Origin of the sequence: Caballeronia sp. ATUFL_M2_KS44, from assembly GCF_023630965.1 — a bacterium.
Taxonomy (GTDB): domain Bacteria; phylum Pseudomonadota; class Gammaproteobacteria; order Burkholderiales; family Burkholderiaceae; genus Caballeronia; species Caballeronia concitans.
In genome coordinates, this window is sequence record NZ_JALQEA010000010.1 from 37,371 (window position 1) to 59,879 (window position 22,509).

Consider the following 22,509-nt stretch of genomic DNA (forward strand, 5'->3'; position numbering starts at 1 on the left):
CGATGCGTGAACGGATGCTTGCAACGCGTCACGCGCGATCCGCATAAAAGCGGCGGTTGATGAGACTGCGCACTTCGGGCGCGAGTTCGCCCGCGGTCAGACCCGCCGGACCGATGCCTTGCGCGGTCAGCGTCTGCGCCGCCAGCCCATGAAGATAGACGCCCGCGAGCGCGGCCTCGTACGCGGGAAGTTTTTGCGCCAGCAATGCTCCGATCAAACCGCCGAGCACGTCGCCGGTGCCGCCGGTCGCGAGCCCCGCGTTGCCCGTCGGATTCACGGCGACGCGGCCATCCGGCGATGCGATCACCGTGCCCGAGCCTTTCAGCACGGCGACGGCGGCAAAGCGCGCCGAAAGCCGTCGCGCGGCATCGATGCGATCGCTTTGCACCGCCTTGGCGTCGGTCTGCAAGAGGCGCGCGGCTTCGAGCGGATGCGGCGTCAGAATGCACGGATCGCCCGCCTGGCCGCGCGCGGCGACTTCGGCGGCGAGCGCGTCGTCTTCGGCGACGAGATTGAGCGCGTCGGCATCGAGGAGCTTCGGCATGTCGAGCTTGAGCACGTCCGCGAGAATTTTCTTCGCGCGATCGCTTTTGCCCATTCCGCAGCCGATGGCGAGCGCATCCATCTTGTCGAGCGCGAAGCCATCGACGTGATGCAGCATGAGTTCCGGATGCGGCGGATCGTAGGGCGGGCCGCCTTCGCCGAGAAACGCGACGTGCACCTTGCCCGCGCCGCCGTACAGCGCCATGCGCGCCGCGAGAATCGGCGCGCCGCACATGCCCGTATCGCCACCGACGACCGCCAGCGTGCCGAACGTGCCCTTGTTGGTCGCGTAATCGCGCGGCGGCATGGCCCCGCGAAACAGCGACGTCGCGTTCAGCACGACGGACGGCGCCGCGAGCGGTTCGACATCGAGCGTCGCGACTTTCAGTTCGCCGCACAGGTCGCGCCCCTCGGCGGTCATCAGGCCGGGTTTCGCGCCGATGAACGTCACCGTGACGTTCGCGCGCACCGCTTCGCCGCCGCCGACGCGCGCGCCGGTATCGCTGTCGAGGCCGCTCGGCACGTCGAGCGCGAGCACGCGGCCCGCGTGGCGGCCGGAGCCGCGCGCCCGGCGCGCCATGCGGGCGGCGATGTTCGCGAACACGCCGTCGAGCGCGCGCGTGAGGCCGATGCCGAACATGCCGTCGACGAGCCAGCCGTATTCATCGAACGATGCGGGCGGCTGTCCTTCGATGCTCACGCCCGCCGCGCGCGCGGCGTCGAGCGCCCAGCGCGCGTCGTCGGGTTTGACTTCGATGGGCATGCACACGCGCACCGCCACGCCCGCGCGATGCAGCGTTTCCGCGACGACGAGCGCATCGCCGCCATTGTTGCCGGGGCCCGCCGCGATCCAGACGGGAAGCGCAGGCGAGTCGGGATCTCTCGCGATGGCGTCGAGCAGATAGTGCGCCGCCGCCGCGCCCGCGCGCCCCATCAGCGTATGCGGCGGCAGCGCGGAAGCGGCGCGCGCCTCGATCGTGCGCAGTTCGGCGAGCGTGAAGAGCGCGATGGCGTCGTCGTCGGGCGTGAAATAGGAAGCGGTCATGTTGGCGCGGGGCGTGGGTCTGTGAGCGACGGAACGGCGAGCGCTCCGGTTCGCACCATTCGTGCCACCCCGCGCGTCAAAAGCGTTCGATGCTGAGCGCCGCGAGCGTATCGGCGGGAATATCGGGCGTGAGACCGGAGACGAGGTCCGCGACCACTTTAGCAGACCCGCACGCGAGGCCCCAGCCGGCCGGGCCGTGCGCGGCGTTCACGAAAAGACGCGGATGCCGCGTCGCGCCGACGACCGGCAGGCCATCGACGGACAGCAGCCGCAAGCCGTCCCACGCGCGCGCAGCCGATACGCGTGCCGCGCCCGGAATCCAGTCGTGCGTGCCCTGGCCGAGCACGTCGAGCGCGCGGCGGGCGAGGGCGGCGTCGATCGGCTTGTCGGCCTTGGATACGCTCTGAAAGACGCCCGCGCCGCCCACGCGCAGCCGCTGGTTCACGCGCGTCATCGTGATGCGCTTCACCGAATCGACGACCGTCGTGTGCGGCGCGCGCTCCTCGTACGCGACAGGCGCCGTCAGCGTGTGCACGCGCAGCGGATACAGCGCAGACATCGATTTCGATCCGTTCAGCAGCGCGGGCGTATCGGCGCCGGCGGCAACGACGACCGCATCGGCGGCGATGGTTTCGACATCGCCTGCGCGCGTCTTGTCGTCTTTCGCGCCCAAGAGCTGGACCACCGCGCGCCGTTCCTCCAGCCGCACCGACGCCACTTCGCGATTCATGTGGAACTGCACGCCGCCGTCTTCGAGAATCTGCTTGATCTGCTTCGTGAAAAGCGGGCAATTGGCCGTGCGCGCCTCGGGCAGCAGCACGCCGCCGGCAAACGCGGGATCGTCGGGCACGGAAGGCTCTGCGGCGACGCATTCCTCCGGCGACAGCAACCGGTACGGCACGCCGAAGCTCTTGAGCAGGTCGATGGCCGGCTGCGCCTCTTCCAGTTCCCGCGCATGGCGGAACACGTGCAGCATGCCGGCCCGCTGCTCGCAATCGAGCTGGTGCGTCGTTTCGATATCGACGATCGCACGATGCGAAACGTCGACGAGCGGCCGCAACCGCCCGCACTGCGCGGCGAACGCCTCGGCGTCGCGCAGCCGGCCGAGCTGCTTCAGGAACGCGCGCGCGGTGCCGTCGAAACCGGTCTTGACGAGCATCCCGCTCTGCTTCGTGCGATTCGACGCCATGAAGGTCGGACCGAACCAGACGTCGAGCGGCGAGGGCAGCAACGCGCCGCCCTGACCATAGGTCGCGCCCTGGGCGACGGTCGCGTGACGTTCGATCACGCAGACGCGATGCCCGGCCGCGTGTAACTGATAGGCAGTGGCGATGCCGGCGATTCCTCCGCCGATGACGATGACATCCATGACTTTTTCGTGCCCGAAGGCGGGACATTGCACGGCGGAACGGCGCAAAGGGCGCCGGAAAGCCGCATGTTCTCACGGTAAAACGGCAGGCGCGGCGGCGTGCCGCGCCCGAAGAAAGCGCGCCATGATAGCGCCAAATTCGCTGCAGAGGGACGGCCGACCGGGACGCCGCGCGCACGCTTTTCGGGCGCGCCGGCATTTCAGGATAAGGGATGAAAAAAGCGCCGCGCCCGGCGCGCGGACACGACTGGCCGGCCGCACGGGGCGCGTCCGATTTCGAGACGTATCCGGGTTATAATCGCGGTCTTCCTTTCGCCTCACGCCGCTTTGCACACTCGGCGATCCGAGTGCCGTCGAGCGGCTCACAGACGTCATCGACGCATCGTCACAATGGCCCACTTCTCGTGTTTCCCCGGCGCTTCGGCCCTCTCCGATTTCCGTCAGACCCGTCTTCTCGAAACGCTCGTCGAAATCGACGCGAATATCGTCGGCGTGCGCGGGCAATTCCTGCATTTCGTCAACTCGTCCGAACCGCTCACCGACGAGGAAACGAACCGCATCCACGCGCTGATGCACTACGGCGCGCCGTTCGGGGAGCCGAAGGAACGCGGCCATGTCGAGACGTTCATGGTCGTGCCGCGCTTGGGCACGGTGTCGCCGTGGGCGAGCAAGGCGACCGACATCGCGCATCATTGCGGGCTTGCGACGGTGCGGCGCATCGAGCGGGGCGTCGAGTACTCGGTCGTCATGAAAAGCGGTCTGCTCGGCGGCAAGAAGGTGCTGACCGACGAAGCGCGCGCCCGCGTGTCCGCCGCGCTGCACGACCGCATGACGGAAAACGTCGTCGCTTCGCGCGATCAGGCGCTGCATCTCTTCGATGAACTGCCCGCGAAGCCGTTGCAGACGGTCGATATCATCGGCACGGGACGCACGGCGCTCGAAGCCGCGAACACGGAACTCGGGCTCGCGCTGGCCGAAGACGAGATCGATTATCTGGTGAATGCGTTCGAAAGCCTGAAGCGCAATCCGACCGACGTCGAGCTGATGATGTTCGCGCAGGCCAACAGCGAACACTGCCGTCACAAGATTTTCAACGGCGAATGGACCATCGACGGCGACAAGCAGGACATGTCGCTGTTCCAGATGATCCGCAATACCGAGAAGCTGAATCACGAAGGGACGATCGTCGCTTATTCGGACAACTCGGCGATCATGCAGGGCGGCGTCGCGGAGCGCTGGTTCCCGCGCGGCGAGAGCGAGCATTACGAGCGTCGTGTCGAGCTGACGCACACGCTGATGAAAGTCGAGACGCACAATCACCCGACCGCCATTTCGCCTTTCGCGGGCGCGGCGACGGGCTCGGGCGGCGAAATCCGCGACGAAGGCGCGACGGGCCGCGGCGCGCGTCCGAAGGCCGGTCTCGCGGGCTTCACCGTGTCGAACCTCGATCTGCCCGACGCGCGCCAGAAGTGGGAAAACGCCCGCGACAGCGCCACGCCGCTGCCGTCGCGCAATCCCGCCGATCAGCACGAGCCGTACGGCCGTCCGGAGCGCATCGCGTCGCCGTTACAGATCATGATCGACGGCCCGATCGGCGCGGCTGCGTTCAACAACGAATTCGGCCGCCCGAACCTCGGCGGCTACTTCCGCACTTACGAGCAGAATGTGGCCGGCCGCGTGCGCGGCTATCACAAGCCGATCATGATCGCGGGCGGCATCGGCAATATCTCGGATCAACACACGCACAAGCACGATCTGCCGGCCGGCACGCTCCTGATTCAGATCGGCGGGCCGGGCATGCGCATCGGCATGGGCGGGGGCGCGGCGTCGTCGATGGCGACCGGCGCGAACACCGCCGAACTCGATTTCGATTCGGTCCAGCGCGGCAATCCCGAAATTCAGCGCCGCGCGCAGGAAGTGATCAACGCGTGCTGGCAGCAGGGCGAGCGCAATCCCATTTTGTCGATCCACGACGTCGGCGCGGGCGGCATTTCGAATGCGTTCCCGGAACTCGTCGACGGCGCGGGCAAGGGCGCGCGCTTCGAGCTGCGCAAGGTTCAGCTCGAGGAAACCGGTCTGTCGCCGCGCGAAATCTGGTCGAACGAAGCGCAAGAGCGCTACGTGCTGGCCATCGCGCCCGCCGATCTGCCCGCGTTCGAAGCGATCTGCGAGCGCGAGCGCTGCCCGGTGGCGGTCGTCGGCGTGGCGACCGACGAGCGTCAACTGAAGCTCATCGACGATGAAAACGAAGGCCAGGAACCCGTCGACATGCCGATGGACGTGCTGCTCGGCAAGCCGCCCAAGATGCATCGCGACGTGACGCGCGAAACGGCGCGCTTCGAGCCCGTCGATGTCACCGGCATGATGCTGTCGGAAGTCGCCGTCGACGTGCTCAAGCACCCGAGCGTCGCGAGCAAGTCGTTCCTCATCACCATCGGCGATCGCTCGGTGGGCGGCACGACCGCGCGCGACCAGTTCGTCGGTCCGTGGCAGGTACCGGTCGCCGACTGCGCGATCACGACGATGGACTACGCGGGCTTTCGCGGCGAAGCCATGACGATGGCCGAGCGCACGCCGCTCGCCGTCATCGACGCGCCCGCGTCCGGCCGCATGGCGGTCGGCGAAGCGGTGACGAACATTGCGTCGGCGCCGATCGAATCGCTCAACAAGCTCAAGCTGTCCGCGAACTGGATGGCCGCGTGCGGCAGCGCGGGCGAGGACGCCGCGCTCTACGACACGGTGAAGGCCATCGGCATGGAACTGTGCCCGGCGCTCGGCATCAGCATTCCGGTCGGCAAGGATTCGCTATCGATGCGCACGAAGTGGCAGGACGCGCGCGGCGCGCAGAAGGAAGTGGTGTCGCCGGTGTCGCTGATCATCTCGGCGTTCGCGCCGGTCGAGGACGTGCGCCGCCACCTGACGCCGCAACTCGCCGCCGATACGGACACCGTGCTGATCGCGATCGATCTCGGCCGCGGGCGCAATCGCCTGGGCGGCAGCATTCTCGCGCAAGTGACGCAGCAAGTCGGCGACGCGACGCCCGACGTCGACGATCCCGAAGACCTGAAGCGCTTCTTCGCCGCGATCCAGGCGCTGAACGCCGACGGCAAGCTGCTCGCGTACCACGACCGCTCCGACGGCGGCCTGTGGGCGACGGTCTGCGAAATGGCGTTCGCGGGGCACGTGGGCGTGTCGCTGAACGTCGACATGCTGACGCTCGACGCGAACCACGAATCCGATTACGGCGACGCGAAGGACTGGGCGAAGCAGACGAGCGGCCGCCGCGACGATCGCACGCTGCGCGCGCTCTTCAGCGAGGAACTGGGCGCGGTGGTGCAGGTGCGCGCATCGGACCGCGACGCGGTGCTCGGCGCGTTGCGCGCGCATGGGCTGTCGGCGTGCTCGCATGTGATCGGCAAGCCGAACGAGAATGACGCGATCGAAATCTATCGCGACGCGAAGAAGATTTACGGTGCGCCGCGCGTGGAGCTGCATCGCGCGTGGAGCGAGGTGAGCTGGCGCATCGCGCGTCTGCGTGACAATCCCGCGTGCGCGGATGCCGAATACGACGCGCTGCTGGACGCGACCGATCCGGGCCTCTCGCCCGCGCTGACCTTCGATCCGGCGGATGACGTCGCGGCGCCTTTCATCGCGACGAACAAGCGCCCGCGCGTGGCGATCCTGCGCGAGCAGGGCGTGAACTCGCATCTGGAAACGGCTTACGCGTTCGATCGCGCCGGCTTCGACGCGCACGACGTCCACATGAGCGATCTGCTCGAAGGCCGCGCGACGCTCGCGGATTTCGCGGGCGCGGTGGCGTGCGGCGGTTTCTCGTACGGCGACGTGCTCGGTGCGGGCGAGGGCTGGGCGAAGACCATCCGCTTCAATCCGCGTCTCGCGGACATGTTCGCGGCGTTCTTCGGCCGCCCGGACACGTTCGCGCTCGGCATCTGCAATGGCTGCCAGATGATGTCGAGCCTCGCGTCGATCATTCCGGGCGCGCAAGCGTGGCCGAAGTTCACGCGCAACAAGTCGGAGCAGTTCGAGGCGCGCTTCTCGCTCGTCGAAGTGCAGAACTCGCCGTCGATTTTCTTCGCGGGCATGGAAGGTTCGCGCATTCCGGTCGCGGTCGCGCACGGCGAAGGTTTCGCGGACTTCTCGCAACAGGGCGATGCAAACCACGCGCTGGTGGCGATGCGTTACGTCGATCATCGCGGGAACGCGACGGAAAGCTATCCGTTCAATCCGAACGGCTCGCCGCAGGGCATCACGTCGGTGACCACGCCCGATGGCCGCTTCACGGTGCTGATGCCGCATATGGAGCGCGTGCATCGCAATGTGCAGATGAGCTGGACGCCGGACGACTGGACCACCGACGCAAGCCCGTGGCTGCGTGTGTTCCAGAATGCGCGGCGGTTCCTGGGGTAATGTCGGGCGCTGACGTGAAGTAGATCGAGGACACCCCGGAGCTTTGGCTTCGGGGTGTTTTTTCTGGTGCGTGCGACAGCGCAGAAACGACAAAGCCGCCCGAAGGCGGCTTTTTGTCGTCACATCGCGTGAACGCAGAAGCGCGGTTACTTCACCACCGCCTTCTTGCGCAACTGCTCCTCGAAGTCCTGCAGCTTCTGCTGCTGCATCTGCTGCGCGATCTGCGCCTTCACCTGATCGTACGGCGGCGGGGCGACTTCGCGGCTGTCGTCCAGACGAATGATGTGCCAGCCGAACTGCGTCTTCACCGGCGTCGCGGTGACTTCGCCCTTGTGCAGCTTCTCCGCCGCCGCGCCGAATTCCGGCACGTAAGCCGACGGCGCCGACCAGTCCAGATCGCCGCCATTCTTGCCCGATCCCGGGTCCTTCGAATACTGCTTCGCGAGGTCTTCGAAGCTCGCGCCGCCCTTGATCTTGGCGATCAGGTCCTTCGCCTGAGCCTCGTCTGCCACGAGGATGTGATGCAGATGCAGTTCCTTGCCGCCGCCCGTCTGCTTCACGAGCTGGTCGTAGCGCGCCTTGATTTCGGCATCGCTCGGCTTGTTCTTGTTGACGTAGTCCTCGATCAGCGCGCGCAGCACGACGGTCTGCTGCGCGACGGCGATCTGCGCCTTCACGTCGGGGCGCGTCGGGATGCCTTCGCGCGCGGCTTCCTGCATCAGGATTTCGCGATTGATGAGTTCCTCGCGCACGGCCTGCTGCAGTTGCGGTGAATCCTGCTGACCCTGCTGGACGAGTTGCTTCACGAGCGCATCGGCGCGCGCCGTGGGAATCGGCGTGCCGTTGACGACGGCGATGTTTTGCGCAAACGCGGGAGCCGCCGCGAATGCAGCCAGCAACACCCAGACGCGGGTTTTTTTCAAAGTCATCGGAGGTTCCTAACTGAGCAAACTGACGCCTTCAAAGGCGAGATTAGCGAAGATAAACCAGGCGCCGGTCCGAGCGGACCGGCAGGCCGCGAATTCATTGGAATTGTTCTGCAAACTCTTGCGGCGTGAAGGCACGGATGGCGAGCGCATGCACGCCGCGCCGCATTTCATCGGCCAGCGCATCATACACCAGCCGATGCCGCGCCACGCGCGCCTTGCCGGCAAAGCGTTCCGACACGATCGTCACCGTGTAATGGCTACCGGATGCCGCGCCCGCATGACCCGCGTGCGCCGCGCTGTCGTCTTCGATATGCACCGCTTGCGGATCGAGCGCCGCCGAAAGACGCGCTTCCAGATGCGCGATCTTTTCCTGCGCGTCCGCGCTCATGAAGTCGAAGGTATCGGTCACTGGTTGTCCTCCTTCATGTATTTCGCGAGCCAGAAGCTCTGCGCGACGATGAACAGCACGAGGCAACCCGTCGCGCCGAAGAGCTTGAAGTTGACCCACTGGTCCGTGGTGAAGTTGTACGCGACGAACAGGTTCACGACGCCCAGCAGCGCGAAAAACACCGCCCACGCGACGTTCAACTGTCCCCAAACGCGATGCGGCAACACGATCTGCTTGCCCATCATCGCTTCGATGAGATTCTTCCTGAAGCCGATCTGCGCGACGTTCAGCGCGAACGCGAACAGCCAGTAGAGCGCGGTCGGCTTCCACTTGATGAAGGTGTCGTTATGCAGGACGAGCGTCGCGCCGCCGAACACGACGACCACGCCCAGGCTGACCCACAGCATCGGATCGACCTTGCGGTGACGGAACGCGACCCACGCGATTTGCACGAGCGTCGCCGCGATCGCGACGGCCGTCGCCGTGTAGATGCCCCAGATCTTGAATGCGACGAAGAAAAGGATGATCGGAAACAGATCGAACAGGAATTTCATTGGCGTCCGGAAGTGATGGCATCGGAGGGGCGGGCGCAGGCCGGAAGCCGGCAATCAAAACGAACGCCCGCTCGGAAAGCGGGCGTCGTATGGAACGGCATGCACGCGAGAGCGTGTGCCTTGCAAACCGGTGCCTGCGCGCCCTTTACTTGGGTTCGAATTGTAGCGCAGCCGAGTTGATGCAATACCGCAAGCCGGTCGGCGCGGGGCCGTCCTCGAAGACGTGGCCCAGGTGCGCGCCGCAGTTCTTGCACATCACTTCGATGCGCAACATGCCGTGCGAGCGATCCGTCTTTTCCTGAATGACTTCGCCGTTGATCGGCTTGAAATAGCTGGGCCAGCCGCAGCCCGCGTCGAACTTGGTGTCCGATTCGAAAAGCGGCGTGCCGCAGCACACGCAGTCGTAGACGCCGCGCTCGAAATGGTCCCAATACTCGCCGGTGAACGGCCGTTCCGTCGCGGCGTGGCGGGTCACGCGGTATTGCGTTTCGTTGAGTTCGCTGCGGTAGGCGTCGTCGTCTTTCTTCAGCGGATAGTCGGCGGTGCCGGGGGTGTCGTCTCTGTTCATATCGTTCCTTTGGCGATCCGTGATTGATCGGTGCGTCTCTTGGACAGCGAAAGTGGGGGCGTTTCTACGAAGAACAACTCACTTCGAGATCGCTCGCCCAGTCAGGCGGAAGGCCGGCGTAGGCCTCGTATTCCGGTTGCTCGTCGTAAGGGCGGCGCAGCACGTCCAGAAGACGCGCGACTTCCGAGAAGTCTTTCTCGTTCGCCTGGCGAATCGCCTGTTCGGCCAGATGATTGCGCAGCACGTACTTCGGATTCACGCGATTCATCGCCACCGCGCGCGCCGCGTCATCGCGCGATTCATGCGCAAGACGCTCGCGATATTGCACCGCCCACGCATCGAACGCGGCGCGATCGAGAAAGAGGTCGCGCACGGGTGCATCGTTCGATGCATCCGTCTTCGATACCTTCGACAGATTGCGGAACGTCAGCGTGAAGTCCGCGCGGTTCGCGTGCATGATTTCGAAGAGGCCGTTGGCGAGCTTGTCGTCGCCGTCGCGCGCGGTGTCGAGGCCGAGCTTCGCGCGCATCTTCGCTTCGAGCGCGGGCGCGAACGCCGTCTTGTAGTGTTCGAGCACCTTCTGCGCTTCCTCCACCACGCGCTCGGCGCGGCCTTCTTCCGGCAGGTTTTCACCGAAAAGCGGCACGAGCGCCTGCGCGAGACAGAAGAGGTTCCAGTAGCCGACCTGCGGCTGGCGGCTATACGAATAGCGGCCCTGCGTATCCGAGTGATTGCAGATGTGATGCGCGTTGAAGCCGTCCATGAAACCGAACGGACCATAGTCGATGGTGAGGCCCAAGATCGACATGTTGTCGGTGTTCATCACGCCGTGACAGAAGCCGACGCCCTGCCACTGCGCCATCAGTTCGGCGGTGCGGCGCACGGCTTCGTCGAGCAGCGCGAGGTACGGATCGTCCGCGTCGCGGCACTGCGGATAGAAGCGGTCGATCACGTGATCGGCCAGCGCCTTCAGTTCGACGACGCGATCGTTCGAATAGAAATGCTCGAAGTGGCCGAAGCGCACGAAGCTCGGCGCGATGCGCGTCGCGATCGCGGCGGTCTCGATGGTCTCACGGCGCACCGGCAAGTCCGAGCCGATGACGGCGAGCGCGCGCGTCGTCGGAATGCCGAGGTGATGCATCGCCTCGGAACAGAGAAATTCGCGAATGGACGATCGCAGCACGGCGCGGCCGTCGCCCATGCGCGAATACGGCGTGCGGCCCGCGCCCTTCAGTTGCACTTCGAGCCGCGCCTTCGCGTGTTCGACTTCGCCTAGCGTGATCGCGCGGCCATCGCCCAGTTGGCCCGCCCAAACGCCGAACTGGTGTCCCGAATAGACGGCCGCATAGGGCAGGGCGTCGCGCGGCCAGTCGGGCGTCGGATTGCCCGCGAAGTAGGCGGCGAACGCGGCCTCGTCCGGCCCGCTCGCGACGTGCGCATCGAAGCCGAGCGAATCGGCCGCTTCGCGCGACACGGCGACGACATACGGCGAGGGAACGGGCGTGGCCGGAAGGCGCGTCAGGAACGCGTCGCCGAGCGCGGCGAAGGAGCCTAAGCGGCCGCTCTGGATCGCGTCGGCGATAGCCTGCATGGACGCGGCGCGCGGGTGAAGTTCATCGGCTTCGTCGGTCGTTACGCGCACCGCATTGCTTGGGGAAAACGACATGTTGAGCGCCTCAGAGTTAAACGATATTGTAATTCCGCGCCCGCGGGCCTGCAGGACGGCCCCGATCAGGTAGCCAACAGCATTCCACTCGTCGAGGATTCACCTATGGCGGCACCGCTTTACGGTCAGATGATGGAAGTTCCGCTGCTCGCGTCGTCCCTCCTGTCTCACGCATCACGCCACTTCGGCGACACCGAGATCGTGTCGCGCCGCATCGAAGGCGATGTTCATCGCTACACCTACCGCGATTGCGAAAAACGCGCGAAGCAGCTCGCGCAGGCGCTCGTCGCGCTGGGCGTCGAACAGGGCGAGCGCATCGGCACGCTGGCGTGGAACGGCTATCGCCATCTCGAGTGCTACTACGGCGTGAGCGGCATGGGCGCGGTGTGCCACACGATCAACCCGCGGCTTTTTCCGGATCAGATCGCGTTCATCGTCGATCACGCCGACGACGCCTACGTCTTCTTCGACATGACCTTCGGGCCGCTCGTCGAAACGATCGCGCCGCATTGCCCGAACGTGAAGGGCTGGATCGCGCTCGGCGACGCGTCGTGCATCGCCGAACATCTCGGCGACATGAGCGTGCCGGTGACGAGCTACGAAAGTCTCATCGCGCCGCACGACGGCGTCTACGACTGGCCGCTGCTCGACGAGCGCCAGGCATCGTTTCTCTGCTACACGTCCGGCACCACCGGCAATCCGAAGGGCGCACTGTACTCGCATCGATCGACGGTGCTGCATGCGTATGGCGCCGCGCTGCCGGACGCGATGGGCGCATCGTCGAGCGATTCGATTCTCCCCGTCGTGCCGATGTTCCACGTCAACGCGTGGGGCATTCCGCACGCGGGGCCGCTCGTCGGCGCGAAGCTCGTGTTTCCCGGCAAGGATCTCGACGGCAAGTCGCTCTATGAATTGATGGAAGCGGAAGGGGTCACGTATTCGGCCGGCGTGCCGACGGTCTGGCTCGGCTTGCTCGCTTACGTGAAGCAGGCGGGCAAGCGCTTCTCGACGTTGAAACGCACGGTGATCGGCGGCTCGGCCTGTCCGCCCGCGATGCTGCGCACGTTCGAAGACGAATACGGCGTCGAAGTGATTCACGCGTGGGGCATGACGGAGATGTCGCCGCTCGGCACGCTCGCGCGCCTGAGTTTCCGGCAGAAGCAGCGCACGCCCGAAGCGCAGCGTGTTTCGCGCGAGAAGCAGGGACACGTGCTCTTCGGCGTCGACATGAAAGTGGTCGGCGACGACGGCCGCGAACTGCCGTGGGACGGCCAGTCGTTCGGCGACTTGCACGTGCGCGGCCCGTGTGTGATCGACCGCTATTTCCGCCGCGACGATTCTCCGCTCGTCGACGGCTGGTTTCCGACGGGCGATGTCGCGACCATCGATGCCGACGGCTTCATGAACATCACCGATCGCAGCAAGGACGTGATCAAGTCGGGCGGCGAATGGATCAGCTCGATCGATCTGGAGAACATCGCGGTATCGCATCCGCAGGTGGCGGAAGCGGCATGCATCGCGTGTTCGCATCCGAAGTGGACCGAGCGGCCGATGATCGTCGCGGTGCTCAAGCCCGGCGCGACGCTCACGCGCGAAGAGCTGATCGCGTTCTACGAAGGCAAGGTCGCGAAGTGGTGGATTCCCGACGACGTCGTGTTCGCCGAAGAACTGCCGCACACCGCGACCGGCAAGCTGCAGAAGGTGCGCTTGCGGGAGTTGTATCGCGGGCACGTGCTGCCGGAAGTCTCGGAAAAGGCGGTCTAGCGGCTTCGCAGCGGCATCGCCCGGACGCGAATTGAACGCCCGTTTTCCTTTGTGTATTCTCGACCGATCGCCCACAATGGGCCATCGGTGCGAGACACAGAGGAGCGATTCATGGCCGTGCAGTACTCCATCCGCGACAACGTCGCCGTCATCACGCTCGACAACCCGCCCGTGAACGGGCTCGGACATTCGACACGCGCGGGCATCGTCGAAGGCATCGAGCGCGCGCGCGACGATGCGGGCGTCGCCGCCATCGTCATGATCGGCGCGGGCAAGGCGTTCTCGGGCGGCGCGGACATCACCGAATTCAACACGCCCAAAGCCACGCAGGAACCGACGCTCGCGACCGTCATCAAGGCCGTCGAGGGCAGCGGGAAGCCGGTCGTCGCGGCGATCCACGCCATCGCGATGGGCGGCGGTCTCGAACTCGCGCTCGGCGCGCATTACCGCGTGGCCGCGCCCGGCGCGCAGATCGCGCTGCCCGAAGTGAAGCTCGGCCTGTTGCCGGGCGCGGGCGGCACGCAGCGTCTGCCGCGCGCGGTCGGACTGGAAACCGCGCTCGACATGATCGTGTCGGGCACGCCGGTCAAGTCCGAGAAACTCGCGCACACCGCGCTCTTCGACGAAATGGCCGAAGGCGATCTGCTCGACGCCGCCGTGCGCTTCGCCGCGCGCGTCGCCTCGCACGACGGGCCGCATCCGAAAGTGCGGGACCGCGAAATCGATCATGCCGATGGCGATGGCGTCATCCGCTCGGCGCGCGAAAACATCGCGCGGACGGCGAAGCATTTCCCCGCGCCGCACAAGTGCATCGATGCCATCGAGCGCGGCGTGAAGGAAGGTTTCGATCGCGGTCTCGCGTTCGAGCGCGAATGCTTTCTCGCGCTCGTGCAGACGCCCGAGAGCCGCGCATTGCGGCACGCGTTCTTCGCGGAGCGCGCGGCGGGCAAGATCGCCGACGTGCCATCGAACACGCCGGCGAGAAACATCCAGCGCGTCGGCGTGATCGGCGCGGGAACGATGGGCGGCGGCATCGCGATGAACTTCGTCAACGCGGGCTTGCCCGTCGTGCTGCTCGAAACGAAGCAGGACGCGCTCGATCGCGGCCTCGCCAACATTCGCCGCCACTACGAAGCGCAGGCGAACAAGGGCAAGCTCACGCACGAACAAGTCGATGCGCGCATGCGCCTCGTCACGCCGACGCTCGCGTACGGCGATCTCGCGCAGGCCGATCTCATCGTCGAAGCGGTCTTCGAAGCGCTCGACGTGAAGGCGCACGTGTTCCGTCAACTCGATGACATCGCCAAGCCCGGCGCAATTCTCGCCACGAATACATCGACGCTCGATGTCGACGCCATCGCCGCATTCACGAAGCGGCCGGGCGATGTCATCGGCATGCACTTCTTCAGTCCCGCGCACGTGATGAAGCTGCTCGAAGTGGTGCGCGGCGCGAAGACGGAAAAAGACGTGCTCGCAACCGTGATGCAACTCGCGAAAAAGCTGCGCAAGACGGCGGTGGTTTCGGGCGTGTGCGACGGCTTCATCGGCAACCGGATGATCGAGCAATACGTGCGGCAAGCGCTTTTCATGCTCGAAGAAGGCGCGCTGCCCGCGCAGGTCGATCGCGCGATCGAGGAGTTCGGCTTCGCGATGGGACCGTTTCGCATGAGCGATCTCGCGGGCAACGACATCGGCTGGGCCATCCGCAAGCGGCGTTATCGCGACGAGCCGCAGATGCGTTACTCGGGCATCGCGGACCGGCTCTGCGAAGCGGGCCGCTTCGGACAGAAGACCGGCGCGGGATGGTACGACTATCGCGACGGCTCGCGCGACGCCACGCCCTCGCGCACGGTCGACGACATGATCGTCGCGTATTCGAAGGAGCGGGGCATCGAGCGGCGCAGTATCGGCGATGAGGAGATCGTCGAGCGGCTCGTGTACGCGCTCGTCAACGAAGGCGCGAAGATTCTCGATGAAGGCATCGCGAGCAAGGCGTCGGATATCGACATGGTTTATCTCACCGGCTACGGCTTTCCGCTCTGGCGCGGCGGCCCGATGTTCCATGCCGATGCCGTCGGCCTGCCGAACGTCGAACGCGCGGTGCGTCACTACGCGGGCCAGGCCAACGGCGACGCATGGCAACCGGCCGCGCTCCTTTCCCGGCTCGCGGCTTCCGACGGCCGCTTCAACGCCTGATGCCCGCCGATATGAAACCCGTGGAAGATGTGCTCCTCATCGTCGACGTGCAATACGACTTCATGCCCGGCGGCGCGCTCGCGGTCGCGCACGGCGATGAAGTCGTGCCGGTCGTCAACCGGCTCGCGCGCGCGTTCTCGCATGTGGTGCTGACGCAGGACTGGCATCCGGCATCGCATGTGTCGTTCGCGGCGAATCACGAAGGCCGCGCGCCGTTCGAAACGCTCACGCTGCCTTATGGCGAACAGGTGCTGTGGCCCGTGCATTGTGTGCAGGGAACCGAAGGCGCGGCGCTGCATCGCGATCTGGATGCGCCGCACGCGCGCCTGCTCGTGCGCAAGGGACATCACGAACACGTGGACAGCTATTCCGCGTTCGTCGAAGCGGACCGCGCGACGCCCACCGGACTCGCCGGCTACTTGCGCGAAGTGGGCGCGAAACGCATCTGGCTCGCGGGCCTCGCGACCGATTATTGCGTCGCGTGGTCCGCGCTCGATGCGCGCGCCGCGGGATTCGAGGCGAGCGTGATCGAAGACGCCTGCCGCGCGATCGATCTGAACGGCTCGCTCGAAAAAGCCTGGAACGACATGCGCGCGGCGGGCGTCGCGCGCGTGCAGTCGGCGCAGATCGAAGCGGCGTGATGCATCGATAGCCGTTGGGGATTTGTTACGCTTGCAGCTTCTTCAAGAACAGGAGTCGCCGTGCTGCGTCACATCGTCATGTGGAAACTGAAAGACTTCGCCGAGGGCGCCGAACGCGCGGAAAACGCGCAGAAGCTGAAGGCGAAGCTCGAAACCTGCCGGAGCATCGTGAAAGGGCAAGGGCACTTCGAGGTCGGCACGGCGCAACCGGGCTTCGATTGCACGTACGACGTCGTGCTCGTCTCCGATTTCGACGACAAAGCCTCGCTCGATGCTTACCAGAACCATCCGAAGCATGTCGCCCTGAAAGACTTCGTGGCGGCGATCCGCGAAGCGCGCCAGTGCGTCGACTACGAAGTGTGACCGCCATGACCGATATTTCGAAAACTCACAGCCTGGCGCTCGAAAGCCCGTTCATCGACATGCTCGGCGTGGAACTCGTCAAAGCCGTCGATGGCGAAGGCGAAGTGCGCCTGCCGCTCGGCGACGCGCATCTGAACACCTGGGGCATCGCGCACGGCGGCGTGACCATGACGCTGCTCGACGCCGCGCTCGCCATCGCGGCGCGCAGCCTGGCGGGCGATGGCATCGGCGTCGTCACCGTCGAGATGAAGGTCAACTTCATGCAGCCGGGACGCGGCGAGCTGCGCGGCTACGGCCGCGTGCTGCATCGTTCGACGACGATGGCCTATTGCGAAGGCGAAATCCGCGACAGCGAAGGGCACTTCGTCGCGAAGGCGCTCGGAACGTTCAAGTACATGAAGCGGCTGGCGGTCGGGCGCGACGTCGTCAGGCAAAAGCTGCGTTCCGATCCCAAAGCGACGCCCGGACCGAGCGACGCCTGACCTTACGCTTTCAGGTCACGCCGGAATCGCGCAGAATTGCACGCCGATTCCGACGGACACCTTTCGTACGCCGAGCGAACTGCTCGTCGCGCGCGGACGGCATCGACCAATTCGCATGGCTTTCAATGCCCTGGCTTCCGGGCGATGCATCGGCCGGTTGCGCGGCCGATTCCCGCGCCCTGTCCGAAAGGTGACAACTTGTTCCTGCGCCAACTAACATAGTCGTATCACGAAAAGATTCCCTGCCGAAACGGGCACTTCCGAAACGAGCCGTTTCAGAGGGTAAGATCACGCGTCTTTATTCAGGACATTGGCGGCGCGACGCCGGTGTCGAACGTTTCGCGCGGCCCTGAAGCGGTCATGGCGCGTTGCCCGAATACGAACGAGGAGATGCAGGGATGGCACGTCAGAATCCGACGGGTCGAAGGACGGAAGCCGAGCCGAAGGTTGTCACGAGCGATCTGCCGTTTCCGGTGGTCGGAATCGGGGCGTCCGCCGGCGGTGTCGAGGCTTTGCAGACCTTCTTCGAGAACGCGCCGAGCACCATGAACATGGCGTTCGTGGTGATCGTGCATCTGGCATCGAAGAGAGTCAGCCATCTGCACGACATCCTGCAGCGCACGACCGGCATGCCCGTGCATCAGGTCGATGCGACGATGGCGATCGAAAACAATCATGTCTACGTGATCGCGCCCGGCAAGCAGCTCGAAATGTCCGACGGCTGCCTGCGCGTCAGCGACCGCGACGCATCGGACAGGCCGACGCTCACCATCGATCACTTTTTCCGCACGCTGGCCAACGCGCACGGCGCGCATGCCATCGGCGTGGTGTTGTCCGGTTCCGGAGCCGATGGCGCGTCGGGCCTGAGCCGCGTCAAGGAAGCGGGCGGCATCACGCTCGCGCAGACGCCGAACGACGCCGAATACCCGGAAATGCCGCGCAACGCGATCGCGACGAATCATGTCGATATCGCGTTGCCCGCCTCCGAATTGCCGCAGCGCCTGCTCGATCTCTGGAGCGACGCCCAGCTCATCCGCTCGCAGCAGATGGAAGCGCTCGACGCGCCCGCCGACGCTCGCCGTTCGATCATCGAAGGTCCGGAGCGCGCGCTCGCCGATATCCTGATGCATCTGCGCGTGCGCACCGGCCACGACTTCCGGCCTTACAAGCGCGCCACCGTGTTGCGGCGTATCGAACGGCGCATGCAGGTCAACGGCCAGCGCGATCTGCTCGCGTATCGCGACTTCCTGCGCTCGAATTCCGACGAAGCCACCGCGTTGCTCGCCGACATGCTCATCGGCGTGACGCAGTTCTTCCGCGATCGCGAAGCATTCGATTCGCTCGAACGCGAAGTCATCGGCACGCTCTTCAGCGAGCAGTCCGGCGAAACGCAGGTCCGCGTGTGGGTGGCGGGCTGCTCCACGGGCGAGGAGGCGTACTCGGTTTCGCTGCAGCTTGCGCGTGCGCGCGATGCCGCGTCGTCGAGCCGCACGATCCAGGTGTTCGCCACCGATATCGACGACGTCGCGATCGTGCGGGCGCGCACCGGGAGCTATCCGGCGTCGATTGCGAGCGACGTCCCGCCCGATCTGCTGCAGCGCTATTTCACGAGAGAGGGCAGCCACTATCAGATCGTCAAGGCGGTGCGCGAGCGCATTCTGTTCGCCGCGCACAGTCTCATGCGCGATCCGCCGTTCTCGCATCTCGACCTGATTTCCTGCCGCAACGTGCTGATCTATCTGGATCGCGCGGTGCAGCGGCAGATTCTCGAACTGTTCCACTTCGCGCTGCGTCCGAACGGTTTCCTGTTCCTCGGCACGGCCGAATCCGCCGATGCAGCCGACGACCTTTTCACCGTCGTCGACAAGAAGAACCGGATCTATCGCGCGAAGGCTGTCGCGAATCGCGCGAAGCCGGCCGTCAGTTTTCCGCCGCTTCAGGCCGGAGCGGCGCGCACGGAAGACCGTGCCGGCGCCGCGACGCTGCTTCAGCCGCCGCCGAGCCCCGCGCAGCGCAGCTTTTCGTACGCCGAACTGCATCAGCGCGCGCTGGAGCAATACGCGCCGCCGAGCGTGGTCATCGATCGCGATTCGAACCTCGTCCATCTTTCCGACAACGCGGGCGCGTTCCTGCGGCATACGGGCGGCGAATTGACGAGCAACATCATCGCGCTGGTGCTGCCGGATTTGCGCCTCGAATTGCGCACCGCGATTTTCCGCGCGCTTCAGACCGGCACGAGCGTCGAAGCGCGGCGCGTGAAATGGGTGCGCGACTCGCGCGTGTCGTGGCTCAGCATGGCGGTGCGGCCGTTCTTCGATCAGGTCGCGGGCGCGGAATTCCTGCTCGTCGTGTTCGATGAAGTCGCCGGCCACATGACCGACGACGAACAGACCGAAGCCGGCCAGGATCCCGTGCTTCTGCAACTCGAACACGAGTTGCAGCACAGCCGCGAGCAACTGGCGACGGTCATCGAGCAATACGAGACGTCGGTGGAGGAACTGAAGGCGTCGAACGAAGAATTGCAGGCGATCAACGAGGAACTGAGATCGACGTCCGAGGAACTGGAGAGCAGCAAGGAAGAGCTGCAATCGGTCAACGAGGAACTCACGACGGCCAACGCCGAAATGCAGGCGCGCATGGAAGACACGGCCAAGGCCAACGACGACCTGCACAACATCATTGCGTCGAGCGAAATCGCGACCGTTTTCGTCGACAAGGAAATTCGCGTGAAGCGCTTCACGCCGAACGCGACCGCTATCTTCAAGCTGATCGACAGCGACCTCGGCCGCTCGCTTTTCGACATCACGCATTCGCTGCGCTACCCGACGCTCGCCGACGATGTCAGGCAGTCGTTCCAGTCGCTGCAACTGACCGAGCGCGAAATCCAGAGCGAGACGGGGCGCTGGTATCTGATGCGGCTGTTGCCGTATCGCACGGCGGACGATCATATCGACGGCGCGGTGATCACGCTGATCGACGTCACCGCGCGCCATCAGGCCGAGGAAGCCGCGCGCGCGAACGAGCAGCGCCTGCGGCTCGTGGCGCAGTCGACGAAGGACTACGCGATCATCGTGCAGGACAGCAACGGCGCGATCGTGAGCTGGAACGCCGGCGCGGAACGCATCTTCGGCTATAGCGAAAGCGAAGTGACCGGCCAGGACATCGCGCTCATTTACGAGCCGAACGATCGCCAGTCGATGATGCCGGCGCGGGAGCGCGAGACCGCCGCGCGGGAAGGCCGCGCCGACGACGAACGCTGGCATCAGACGAAGGACGGCCGCCGCATCTATTGCAGCGGCGTGGTGACGCCGATCGTCGATGCGTCGTTCACCGGTTTCGCGAAGATCATCCGCGATCTGACCGAGCGCAAGCTGAGCGAGGACGCGAACCGCGAGGCGTTGATCCAGGAACAGGCGGCGCGCGAACAGGCGTCGAATTCGAATCAGTTGAAGGACGAATTCATCGCGGTGCTGTCGCATGAGCTTAAGCATCCGCTCAATCTGATCGGCGTGAAGGCGGAAATGCTGCCGCGGCTGCCGCAGACGCGCAATATCGAAGCCGTGCGCGACGCCGCGTGGTGGATACGTCAGGCGGTGCGCAGCCAGGCGCAGATCATCGACGATCTGCTCGACTGGTCGCGCATCCAGACGGGCAAGCTGGCGCTGAACTTCAGCCGCGTGGATCTGGCCGCGATTCTCGTGAGCGTCGCGGATACCGTGGAACAGGACGCCCACGCGCGCGGCATCACGTTGAACGCGGACATTCCGGCGCGTCCGGCCACGACGATTGCCGATCCGACGCGCTGCGAGCAGATCATCTGGAACCTCGTTTCGAACGCGATCAAGTTCACCGATCACGGCGGGCGCATCGATTTGCGTCTGAGCCGCGAGGGACGCATGCATCGCATCGACGTGACCGATAGCGGGCAGGGCATCGAGGCGGATACCTTGCCGTTTATCTTCGACATGTTCCGTCAGGGCACGCGCGACCCGTCGCGCAATGGTCTGGGGATTGGTCTTGCGCTGGTGAAGCAACTGGCGGAGATGCAGGGCGGGCGTGTGCAGGCGCGTTCGGGCGGCGCCAATCTCGGCGCGACGATGACCGTGTGGCTGCCGAGGGCCGAGGAGGAGGGCGCGGACGCGGAGCATCACGTTCCGGGCAGGGAGTCGATTGCGGGCTTGCAGATTTTGCTCGTCGATGATGATCGTGAAGCGGCTGCTTCACTGACTACTTTGCTGGAGCTGGAGGGAGCGTCGGTGACGGGCGTGACGAGCGCGGCGGAGGCGCTGGAACTGGACGCGGAGCGATCGATCGATGTCGTGCTGTCGGATATTTCGTTGCCCGGCATGGACGGGTATGAGCTGATGCGGCGCATGCGGGCCGATCGCAGATGGGCGACGGTGTCGGCGGTGGCGTTCACGGGACACAGCCGCGAGGAAGACGTCAAGGCCGCGATCGACGCAGGGTTCGATGCGCACCTCGCCAAGCCGCTCGATTTCGATCAGTTGCTCGAGACGTTGTGTTCGTTCGTTACAGGGGATGATCAGCGGTCTGAAAGTGCACGGTGATTTTGCGGTACCCGCGTGGGGGTTATCTGGCTCTTCTTGCTTCGGGGAGCTTGCTTTCGCGTCGGTCTATTTGCGTTGCCCCTCCCCGGGGCGGGGGTCACTTTCTTTGCTGCTGCAAAGAAAGTAACCAAAGAAAGCAGCTTTCTAGGCCCAAAGCACACCAAGCGTGACCACTCCGTAGAACCAGATTGGCACTCAGCTTGACACAGCCCTGAATCACCTTCCGCGCCCGCTGAGCGCCACCCCATGCGAGCCCCCGGGCTCGACAACACCGTCGGTGCGCAACGCGCCCGCGACAGCACAACTTCACTCATCACCGCTAACCCACGCAAATCTACTTGCGCCTGGTTCGCCGCGCGTGGCTTGCGGTATATGCTTTGTTGTTATCGCGTGGCGTCTTCGATTTATTTCGTGTGCGGCAGTGCCCGATGGTTTTGTCGAGCCGAGGGGCTCGGATGACGTGGCGCACAGCGGGCGCGGAAGGTGATTCAAGGTTGTGTCAAGCTGAGTGCCAACGTGGTTCTACGGAGTGCTCCGTCAAAACGAACCACGGGCGAAAAGCTGCTTTCTTTGGTTACTTTCTTTGCAGCAGCAAAGAAAGTGACCCCCGCCCCGGGGAGGGGCGTGCTAATAGACCGACGCGAAAACAAGTTGAACAAAAACGAAAAAGGGTCGCTAGGGACACCCTAGAAAAGCACCCTATTCACGCTTCTCCGCATTCGACTGCTTCATTAACTGCTCGACAACCTCAACAATAGCCTGCCGATGCAGTAAGAATTGTGCAAATGTCGCCTGCATGGCGGCGAGCAATTCTTCGGCGCGTCGCTTCTCAGCGTCCGGCAGATTGCCGGACCCGATCAGCGCCTCGTGCGCGGCAATCCGCGCCGTCGCATCCGCTATATGCCGATCCGCCTGCTCCAGCCTCGCCAGTTCCTCGTCCAAGCTCACCATAGACTTCTCCAGGAATCAACGGCCGCGGCGCGGCAATTGCTGCAGAGCCCACAA

General features: G+C 65.1%; 15 protein-coding genes. 7 read left to right on the plus strand and 8 right to left on the minus strand.

Annotation, left to right across the window (positions count from 1 at the left end):
* Positions 1 to 28: 28 nt before the first annotated feature.
* On the minus strand, positions 29 to 1,588 hold the full coding sequence (locus tag NCR39_RS06795) for an NAD(P)H-hydrate dehydratase (RefSeq protein WP_250451508.1): 1,560 nt from the start codon (positions 1,586 to 1,588) through the stop codon (positions 29 to 31).
* A gap of 76 nt (positions 1,589 to 1,664) precedes the next feature.
* Entirely contained in the window at positions 1,665 to 2,957 is a 1,293-nt protein-coding gene (locus NCR39_RS06800) for an FAD-dependent oxidoreductase (RefSeq protein ID WP_250451509.1), read from the minus strand.
* A gap of 390 nt (positions 2,958 to 3,347) precedes the next feature.
* On the opposite strand from NCR39_RS06800, the gene purL reads away from it, so the two are divergent.
* Positions 3,348 to 7,385 (plus strand): phosphoribosylformylglycinamidine synthase, encoded by a 4,038-nt coding sequence (purL, locus tag NCR39_RS06805; RefSeq protein WP_250451510.1) that lies wholly within the window; start codon positions 3,348 to 3,350, stop codon positions 7,383 to 7,385.
* Between the two features lie 146 nt (positions 7,386 to 7,531).
* On the opposite strand, the gene NCR39_RS06810 is transcribed toward purL, so the two are convergent.
* The 5 genes from NCR39_RS06810 to NCR39_RS06830 form a co-directional block, all read right to left on the minus strand.
* The gene (locus NCR39_RS06810) at positions 7,532 to 8,314 is read right to left on the minus strand and encodes a peptidylprolyl isomerase (RefSeq protein WP_250451511.1); all 783 of its coding nucleotides are present in this window, start codon (positions 8,312 to 8,314) and stop codon (positions 7,532 to 7,534) included.
* Between the two features lie 94 nt (positions 8,315 to 8,408).
* Positions 8,409 to 8,723, minus strand: coding sequence for a BolA family protein (locus tag NCR39_RS06815; RefSeq protein ID WP_502800179.1), 315 nt, complete (start codon positions 8,721 to 8,723; stop codon positions 8,409 to 8,411).
* Positions 8,720 to 9,256, minus strand: coding sequence for a septation protein A (locus NCR39_RS06820; protein WP_250451512.1), 537 nt, complete (start codon positions 9,254 to 9,256; stop codon positions 8,720 to 8,722). Before NCR39_RS06820 ends, NCR39_RS06815 begins: the two co-directional genes overlap by 4 nt.
* A gap of 145 nt (positions 9,257 to 9,401) precedes the next feature.
* Positions 9,402 to 9,824, minus strand: a complete 423-nt coding sequence (gene msrB / locus NCR39_RS06825) for a peptide-methionine (R)-S-oxide reductase MsrB (protein ID WP_250451513.1) — start codon at positions 9,822 to 9,824, stop codon at positions 9,402 to 9,404.
* Between the two features lie 64 nt (positions 9,825 to 9,888).
* Positions 9,889 to 11,490: a protein adenylyltransferase SelO gene (locus NCR39_RS06830; RefSeq protein ID WP_502800180.1), complete on the minus strand. Its 1,602-nt coding sequence runs from the start codon at positions 11,488 to 11,490 to the stop codon at positions 9,889 to 9,891.
* Between the two features lie 105 nt (positions 11,491 to 11,595).
* On the opposite strand from NCR39_RS06830, the gene NCR39_RS06835 reads away from it, so the two are divergent.
* From NCR39_RS06835 to NCR39_RS06860, 6 genes are all read left to right on the plus strand, one after another.
* A complete protein-coding gene (locus NCR39_RS06835) occupies positions 11,596 to 13,254 on the plus strand; it encodes a 3-(methylthio)propionyl-CoA ligase (RefSeq protein ID WP_250451514.1) in 1,659 nt (552 codons plus the stop codon).
* A gap of 111 nt (positions 13,255 to 13,365) precedes the next feature.
* The gene (locus NCR39_RS06840; protein WP_250451515.1) at positions 13,366 to 15,450 is read left to right on the plus strand and encodes a 3-hydroxyacyl-CoA dehydrogenase NAD-binding domain-containing protein; all 2,085 of its coding nucleotides are present in this window, start codon (positions 13,366 to 13,368) and stop codon (positions 15,448 to 15,450) included.
* Between the two features lie 11 nt (positions 15,451 to 15,461).
* The gene (gene pncA / locus NCR39_RS06845; protein WP_250451516.1) at positions 15,462 to 16,091 is read left to right on the plus strand and encodes a bifunctional nicotinamidase/pyrazinamidase; all 630 of its coding nucleotides are present in this window, start codon (positions 15,462 to 15,464) and stop codon (positions 16,089 to 16,091) included.
* 60 nt (positions 16,092 to 16,151) lie between these two features.
* Entirely contained in the window at positions 16,152 to 16,454 is a 303-nt protein-coding gene (locus NCR39_RS06850; protein WP_250451517.1) for a Dabb family protein, read from the plus strand.
* A gap of 5 nt (positions 16,455 to 16,459) precedes the next feature.
* Complete coding sequence (locus NCR39_RS06855; protein ID WP_250451518.1) at positions 16,460 to 16,936, plus strand: PaaI family thioesterase; 477 nt, start codon at positions 16,460 to 16,462, stop codon at positions 16,934 to 16,936.
* Positions 16,937 to 17,334: 398 nt separating this feature from the next.
* Positions 17,335 to 21,504, plus strand: a complete 4,170-nt coding sequence (locus NCR39_RS06860) for a CheR family methyltransferase (protein ID WP_250451519.1) — start codon at positions 17,335 to 17,337, stop codon at positions 21,502 to 21,504.
* A gap of 699 nt (positions 21,505 to 22,203) precedes the next feature.
* On the opposite strand, the gene NCR39_RS06865 is transcribed toward NCR39_RS06860, so the two are convergent.
* Positions 22,204 to 22,446 carry a hypothetical protein gene (locus NCR39_RS06865; protein ID WP_502800181.1) on the minus strand — a complete coding sequence of 81 codons (243 nt, stop codon included), beginning with the start codon at positions 22,444 to 22,446 and terminating at the stop codon, positions 22,204 to 22,206.
* Positions 22,447 to 22,509: the final 63 nt, after the last annotated feature.